At 38.1% G+C, this 6,821-nt stretch carries 5 protein-coding genes and 1 CRISPR repeat array; all 5 genes read left to right on the forward strand.

From position 1 onward, the window contains the following. Positions 1-729: 729 nt before the first annotated feature. Positions 730-1,786: direct repeats of the CRISPR family, unit length 36 nt; unit sequence GTTTCCAACTAATCCTATTTGACCTAATAGGTAAGG. Between the two features lie 555 nt (positions 1,787-2,341). Then, positions 2,342-2,944, forward strand: a complete 603-nt coding sequence (locus O9290_RS23975) for a Uma2 family endonuclease (protein WP_288057397.1) — start codon at positions 2,342-2,344, stop codon at positions 2,942-2,944. A gap of 15 nt (positions 2,945-2,959) precedes the next feature. After that, positions 2,960-3,991 (forward strand): SAVED domain-containing protein, encoded by a 1,032-nt coding sequence (locus O9290_RS23980; protein ID WP_288057398.1) that lies wholly within the window; start codon positions 2,960-2,962, stop codon positions 3,989-3,991. 7 nt (positions 3,992-3,998) lie between these two features. Next, positions 3,999-5,423 (forward strand): Cas10/Cmr2 second palm domain-containing protein, encoded by a 1,425-nt coding sequence (locus O9290_RS23985; RefSeq protein ID WP_288057400.1) that lies wholly within the window; start codon positions 3,999-4,001, stop codon positions 5,421-5,423. Positions 5,424-5,433: 10 nt separating this feature from the next. Next, positions 5,434-6,417: a type III-B CRISPR module-associated Cmr3 family protein gene (locus O9290_RS23990; RefSeq protein WP_002757504.1), complete on the forward strand. Its 984-nt coding sequence runs from the start codon at positions 5,434-5,436 to the stop codon at positions 6,415-6,417. A 142-nt stretch (positions 6,418-6,559) separates the two neighbouring features. After that, complete coding sequence (locus O9290_RS23995) at positions 6,560-6,685, forward strand: AbrB/MazE/SpoVT family DNA-binding domain-containing protein (RefSeq protein ID WP_002757501.1); 126 nt, start codon at positions 6,560-6,562, stop codon at positions 6,683-6,685. The last annotated feature ends 136 nt before the right edge of the window (positions 6,686-6,821 follow it).

Below are 6,821 nucleotides of genomic sequence, written 5' to 3' on the forward strand. Positions count from 1 at the left end.
GGTTGCCGCTTTTTGAGCCATCTTGGAATAATTTGACGTGCTGGTGGATTTCTAACTCACCCATTTTACCTTAGCTGACAATAATTATAAATTTTTATTTCCCTTGAATTCCCTATTCTAAAAACAGAACTATCTTCCTGAATTAACCCCGTTCATTCTCAGCCAACCTCTTTGATTGCTTGAGTATTTATACTTAATTTGTCCAGCCAATTGTTTTTTTTAGTGATCGCCTCTCCTATAAAATAGTTACTTTGTACTTTATTTTCAATGCCAAAATCGGGGTTAATGCTCTATTTATTTCAAAATGAGAATTGCTGGTGTTCCAAATGCCTTGCTAATCGTAGCCTGTTTCCAACTAATCCTATTTGACCTAATAGGTAAGGTTTGTACCAAATCCACAGAAATTAAAGAAATTCGTTTTAATGTTTCCAACTAATCCTATTTGACCTAATAGGTAAGGGAAAAGCCTCTTACAGTTTTGGAATATATTCCAGAGTTTCCAACTAATCCTATTTGACCTAATAGGTAAGGAGTAAGAGTAGGGCTAATTCATGAATTAGCCCTACTTTTTTAGTTTCCAACTAATCCTATTTGACCTAATAGGTAAGGAAGAAATAGCCGATGCTGGTTATTTTCCTGTAGAGGTTCCCGATTAGTTTCCAACTAATCCTATTGACCTAATAGGTAAGGCAACTATTAAGCAAGCCTTTGACGATTGCGTTTTTATTCGTTTCCAACTAATCCTATTTGACCTAATAGGTAAGGAGTAAGAGTAGGGCTAATTCATGAATTAGCCCTACTCTTTTAGTTTCCAACTAATCCTATTTGACCTAATAGGTAAGGATCAAAAGGTAAAAATAAATGGCGAAATTAAGTTTTCCAACTAATCCTATTTAACCTAATAAATAAGGACGAATCCTCTGATTTTTTTGGTGAACGCTTTAAGTGTTTCCAACTAATCCTATTTGACCTAATAGGTAAGGGAATTGATATTGATTTCACGGAAATTGACTCTAATGTTTCCAACTAATCCTATTTGACCTAATAGGTAAGGAGTAAGAGTAGGGCTAATTCATGAATTAGCCCTACTTTTTTAGTTTCCAACTAATCCTATTTGACCTAATAGGTAAGGTCAACTCTCGATGGTGAGCAAGCCGCCATCAAAAATGTTTCCAACTAATCCTATTTGACCTAATAGGTAAGGTTTACGAAATCTTAACGAGCAAGCCGCCTATTTTAAGTTTCCAACTAATCCTATTTAACCTAATAGGCAAGCAGTAAGAGTAGGGCTAATTCATGAATTAGCCCTACTTTTTTAGTTTCCAACTAATCCTATTTGACCTAATAGGTAAGGCTGGGGGCAACAAGTGCTCTTATCCTAACGGGTAGTTGTTTCCAACTAATCCTATTTGACCTAATAGGTAAGGATAAAGACTTTGATTACGCTGGCGCAATCATGCTATCAGAGTTTCCAACTAATCCTATTTGACCTAATAGGTAAGGTTTTATGTTCTTTTTGGCAAGATAGATCCTTGTTGTTTCCAACTAATCCTATTTGACCTAATAGGTAAGGACGCGAGGTCATCAATCCTATTGATGGTATTGAGTTTCCAACTAATCCTATTTGACCTAATAGGTAAGGTCATTCCGACTAGACTACAATGGGAATATAAGTCAGTTTCCAACTAATCCTATTTGACCTAATAGGTAAGGGTTCATCCGCCATTCCCATACTCACTGGGAACGAGCAGTTTCCAACTAATCCTATTTGACCTAATAGGTAAGGAGTACCCCTTGGAAAGTCTCATCGAGAGGGGAAGACAGACCCCCAAATCGACGCACCTGCAAAAAGAGGGTTAAAAAGTGGTCCCGGGGGGGGTAAAAGTCCCGATACCAAAGGGTAGAACCCTGACTGGGAGAGCAATCGACGCACCTCAACCAGAGAATCGGGGTTTTAGGTCGGGGAGGGGGTGCATCGATTTTCAGTCAAGAGTTGGGGGACAAGCTAGATGATGTAGAGATTTGGGGGTGGTTGAGGAGGAGAACCTCCCATCACCAACAATCTAGAGACAGCTTCTTCGGAAATCCCATAGAAGCGCACATCATCCTCTTGAGGATTGACCCTTTCTACTACTTTAGCGTACAGTTTCCGCCTCTGGATGTGTAATTAATTTTGCTTAAGTAATTATCTGTAATTAATTGTCTAGCTACTGATTAAGGAGGGTAGCGGGGGTGGGAGTTTTTTTTAAGGATTTTTTAACCCCCAAAATCCCCCGATTCTGGCGAGCAATCAGTATCATGGATAACAACAACAAGTTTTAGGTCTAATCCGATAAAAATCATGACCTACCTATCTCCTAAATTATTCACTTTTGAAGACTTTTTAAACCAGTATGGAGATGACCCACGCTATCAATTAATTGACGGGGAGTTGCGAGACTTGGAACCCACTGGACATCAGGAATCCGTAGCGGGAAAAATCGCAGGAAGACTGTGGGGAGAAATCTTGCGATTACATCTACTCTGGACAATTCCTAAAAACTGTTTGCTCCGTCCAGAATCCGGTCAAGCTACTGCTTTACGTCCCGATGTCATCATTTTGGATGAAGTGGACTTTAGCACCGAACCTCTCTGGGAAAAACAAGCAATTTTAACTAGCTCCCCAGCAATTAAATTAGTGGTAGAAGTGGTTAGTAGTAATTGGCAAGATGATTATGCACGCAAAGTTGAAGAATACTCATCTTTAGGTATTGCTGAATATTGGATTGTCGATTTTCGTGGATTGGGTGGCATCTCTTTTATCGGTAAACCCAAACAGCCTACTTTGACTATTTGTCAGCTAGAAGGTGATGAATATCAACAAAAATTATATCGTCTTTATGAGCGCATTAGTTCGGCAGTTTTTCCCGAATTGTCTCTGTGTCTTCTCGATATTATGCCCTAAATCTCTAGTAAAATTATGCTGAAATCTCTTAAAAATGTCCTGGGTAATCTGCGTCAATATCCCTATAATATTATCTTTAATCCCCTCACCAATGCAGCATTAGCCATCGCCGCTATTTTGGCACTAATTGCCGATCAATTTGGCCAGGGATATTATCTAATTTTTCTGATTACTTTGGCTCTAGTTATCATCGGTATCTGGCTAGAATCTCAGAAATACGACCTCTATAAACATCAGGCGATTCCTCTACCGATAGTGATTAAAATTGCTAATCCTGCCGATAGTAATAAGGCTCTGCAATCGCTTTTTAATATCATCGAAACAGAAAATAAATACAAAGATCATAAAAATAATCTTGACCAGTATCTCAATGTTAGTGAAACAGATTTAATTTTTAACTACTCCTGTGATATTTATGATCAAGAAATGCTGAAAACTTTTCTGCAAATACTACGCTATAATCTAGAGAAACTTAAGAAAAAAACTCCCCAAAATACTATTATTTATCTTGCCTATATCGGTCCGATTAGCGTCGCTATTATGGTCGGTACTATTCTCGCTACCGAAGGAGTAAAAATCTTTCAATATAATAAATCTTCTGATAGTTATTATCCTGTGGTGGAAATTGGCGATCGCAAACTTAAAGAAGATATTAAAGAATACGAAAAATTTGAGCGTGTTGTCACCGAAAAAGGTCAAGATAGAGTAACTATAGCCATCGATGTTTCTTCCCATAAAATTAATCTTAATGATCAGAGTATTGAAAACTACGGCGATTTAATTTATCTGAAAAGTAAAGGCAGTGGTACAATTGAAAAAAATGAAGATTGGCTACAATATTCTAGAGAAATCTTTAAAACTATCAACATCGCTCAACAAAAAAACTATCAAGAGATTAAGCTAGTTTATTCCATGCCTATAACTTTGGGAATACTTGTCGGAATGGCCGTTCAACAATACTGGCCAATTCTCCTAACTCAATACGAAAATTCTACCTACAGAAATCTTATTAATCTTCAGGAATTTAAACTTTATCGAGGACAATAAAGATAAAATGAACTATACTGTAATTACCTTTGCTCCTGTGCAAGGATTCATCGAAAAATCGCGTAAACTAAGGGACTTATACGGTGGTTCTTTTTTATTATCCTATCTTGCCGATGCTATCTGTCAGGCAGCGGATAAATATCCTGAATGTAGCCTTATTTCTCCGGCTTTAATTGACGTTAAAAGAGGAACTCCCAACCAAATCTTAATCGCGGGTAATTTTCCCAAAAAAGAGGCCGAACAAGTCTTCGATGACGCATGGCAAAAAGTGGTTAATAAGTGTCGGGTTTGGATTGAACAAAATTTACCACAATACAATTATACTTGGCGACGAGAATGGAACCTATGGATTAATCATACTTGGGAATTCTTCTGGGCGCAAGAGGACTCGATCGATTGTGCGTTTAAAAGTCTGCAACAGAAAAAATATCAACGAGATTGGACGGGAATTAATTGGCAAGGAGAAAGTTCTAGCTTATCGGGTTCCGATGCCATTGTTTGGTATGGAATGACGGATCAAACCCATCCTTTATATTCTAGTATTTCCCAACAAAATCAGCAAATCACTGAATTTTATCAACAATTAAGTCAAAAACTTTCTAATGCTATCCTCGATGAAACCGAACGTCTTAGCATTCCCGAATTAGTCAAAAGAATGATTACATTATATGATATTGGCAAGCCTTTAAACCTAGAACTTCCTAAAAAATTTGTGGAACTAAATCGCTACGAGGAAAAATCCTATACAGGATGGTTTCAAGGGGACGGTGACGGGATGGGAAATTACCTAAAAAATCTGTCCATATCCTCAAGAAAAGAATTTAGTCAAAGAATGCGACAATGGGGAGAAGAACTAGAAAATTATCTTAACTTTGGTCGCATTATTTATGGAGGAGGAGATGACTTTCTAGGGGTTTTGTTTCCACAAAAATCAGAACCAAAATTAACCCTACAAGATTGTCTATATTGGTTTGATCAATTTCATCGGGAAATCTGGCCAAAACACGGTTATTCTCAGGATATAACTGTTAGCGTCGGTTTTGTTTGGGCAGCTTCAGGAGTTCCTCAGCGTGACATATTGCAACAATGTCGAGAAGCAGAAAAATCCGCTAAAAATCAAGGTAAAAATCGTCTAGCGGTGCGAATCCTTTTTAACAGTGGTAACTATTTAGAGTGGGTTTGTCCCTGGGAAAACTTAAAAGATATCCTCGATATTTATTGCGATCGCAGTGAAGGAAAAAACTGGACACATTTCTATAATGATATAGCAACTTTAGAAAATCGCCGCGCTTTTACCGATGATAATCACGATATTGCCAATGCAGTTTTTAACCTTTATTTTAATCAAAATATACCCATCGATACCACCTCTCACCAAGATAAAAATAACTGGGTAATTAACCTCTCAAAAGTGGCCAATCATCTCACCTAAACATACAAAAATGCTGCAATATCTGATCATAATTAAACCTTTGGGATTTCTCTACGGTAGCGCCGGTCCGTTTCTGTCTCCAGAAAATCTAGTTGGACGTTCAGGAAATCGTTTTCCCCCCACTGCTGCCACAGTTTCGGGACTATTTGCTCACAGCAATCCCACCAATATTCGCGATTTACAAATTGCCGGCCCTTTTTGGGCAAACAGTGAACAACCAGATAACTTTTTTGTCCCCACTCCCTTTATTTATCTGGCTAAAAAACCCCTCGCAAATTATTTTCAAGACCAAGAAAATAACGACAATGGAAAAATTCAACACACCTTAACATGGCAAGAAAAATGGCAAGAGAAAGACAGTAAACAAATTGAGGGAAAATTCGATCGAGATAGTTGGATTCCTATCAACCAATGGTATAATCCTCAAAAAGCCTATGGTTCTCCGTGGCAATATCATCCCCATCTCCATCCGCGTTTGTTAGAGGAGCAAAGAAAGGTAAAAACTGGAGAATTATTCCTCGAAAATGCCGTCCAGTTACATCCAGATGCTTGTCTAGTTTATTTAGCTAATCAACCCCTAGAAAATGGCTGGTATCGCTTTGGTGGGGAATCCCATCTAGTGGAAGTTAAATCACTTGAACTAAGCAGCCATCTCCAAACTTTATTTAATCAAGATGTCGGTCAATATTTTGCCCTCATTACTGCCGCAATCTGGGGAACAAATCGCCTATCAACTCGCAATCCCAGTGATTGGCAATTAGAAACCCTCAACACCGAAAGACCAATAACCTATCGTTATCGATTCGGAGGAAAAGATAAAGTTAAGCGCTTATCTAGGGGACGTTATGCAGTTCCCGCAGGAACAGTTTATCGCTTAAAAAACCCCTTACCATCTTGGCAAAATTGGCAGGAATCTTGGTTCCCCACTGAAGGGGTTTCTCTCAAACGTTGGGGCTGCGGATTAGCCTTACCCTTAGAAAATATTGCCAAATAAAGCCTATAATTATTGAGTAGGGTAAATGAGACGAGCATAAGTGATAGCTATGGCAAAACTAAAAACTAGATTTCCCCGAAAAGCTTTATTAGATTATTGAAAAAGTGGTAATAATCAAAGCTCAAAAATTAGCAAAAATAAAATGCTGCGTATGTTTTTAGATTTTTTGGTAGAAGATGCCTTTAAAAACCCTTCTTCTCTCACTCCTTACACAGAGGAAATGGCTAAAGAAATCGATGAATTATTAAAGGGTGTTGCAATTGATTAGGAATAAACCTATAAGTAGGTAGGCACAATTATTTGTAGGATGGGTTAGCGGTAGCGTAACCCATGCGGGCGTTGGGTTTCATGCTTCAACCCAACCTACGTTCATTTTATATTTAATTCCAGATAGGTAGATAGGG

The sequence above is a fragment of the Microcystis sp. LE19-41.2A genome, assembly GCF_027530405.1.
In the GTDB taxonomy this organism is placed as follows: Bacteria; Cyanobacteriota; Cyanobacteriia; order Cyanobacteriales; family Microcystaceae; genus Microcystis; species Microcystis aeruginosa.

Excerpts from the sequence above, each read along its gene's own strand:
- O9290_RS23975 (WP_288057397.1), top strand. The coding sequence starts at position 2,342 with ATGACCTACCTATCTCCTAAATTATTCACTTTTGAAGACTTTTTAAAC.
- O9290_RS23985 (WP_288057400.1), top strand. The coding sequence starts at position 3,999 with ATGAACTATACTGTAATTACCTTTGCTCCTGTGCAAGGATTCATCGAA.
- O9290_RS23980 (WP_288057398.1), top strand. The coding sequence starts at position 2,960 with ATGCTGAAATCTCTTAAAAATGTCCTGGGTAATCTGCGTCAATATCCC.
- O9290_RS23990 (WP_002757504.1), top strand. The coding sequence starts at position 5,434 with ATGCTGCAATATCTGATCATAATTAAACCTTTGGGATTTCTCTACGGT.
- O9290_RS23995 (WP_002757501.1), top strand. The coding sequence starts at position 6,560 with ATGCTGCGTATGTTTTTAGATTTTTTGGTAGAAGATGCCTTTAAAAAC.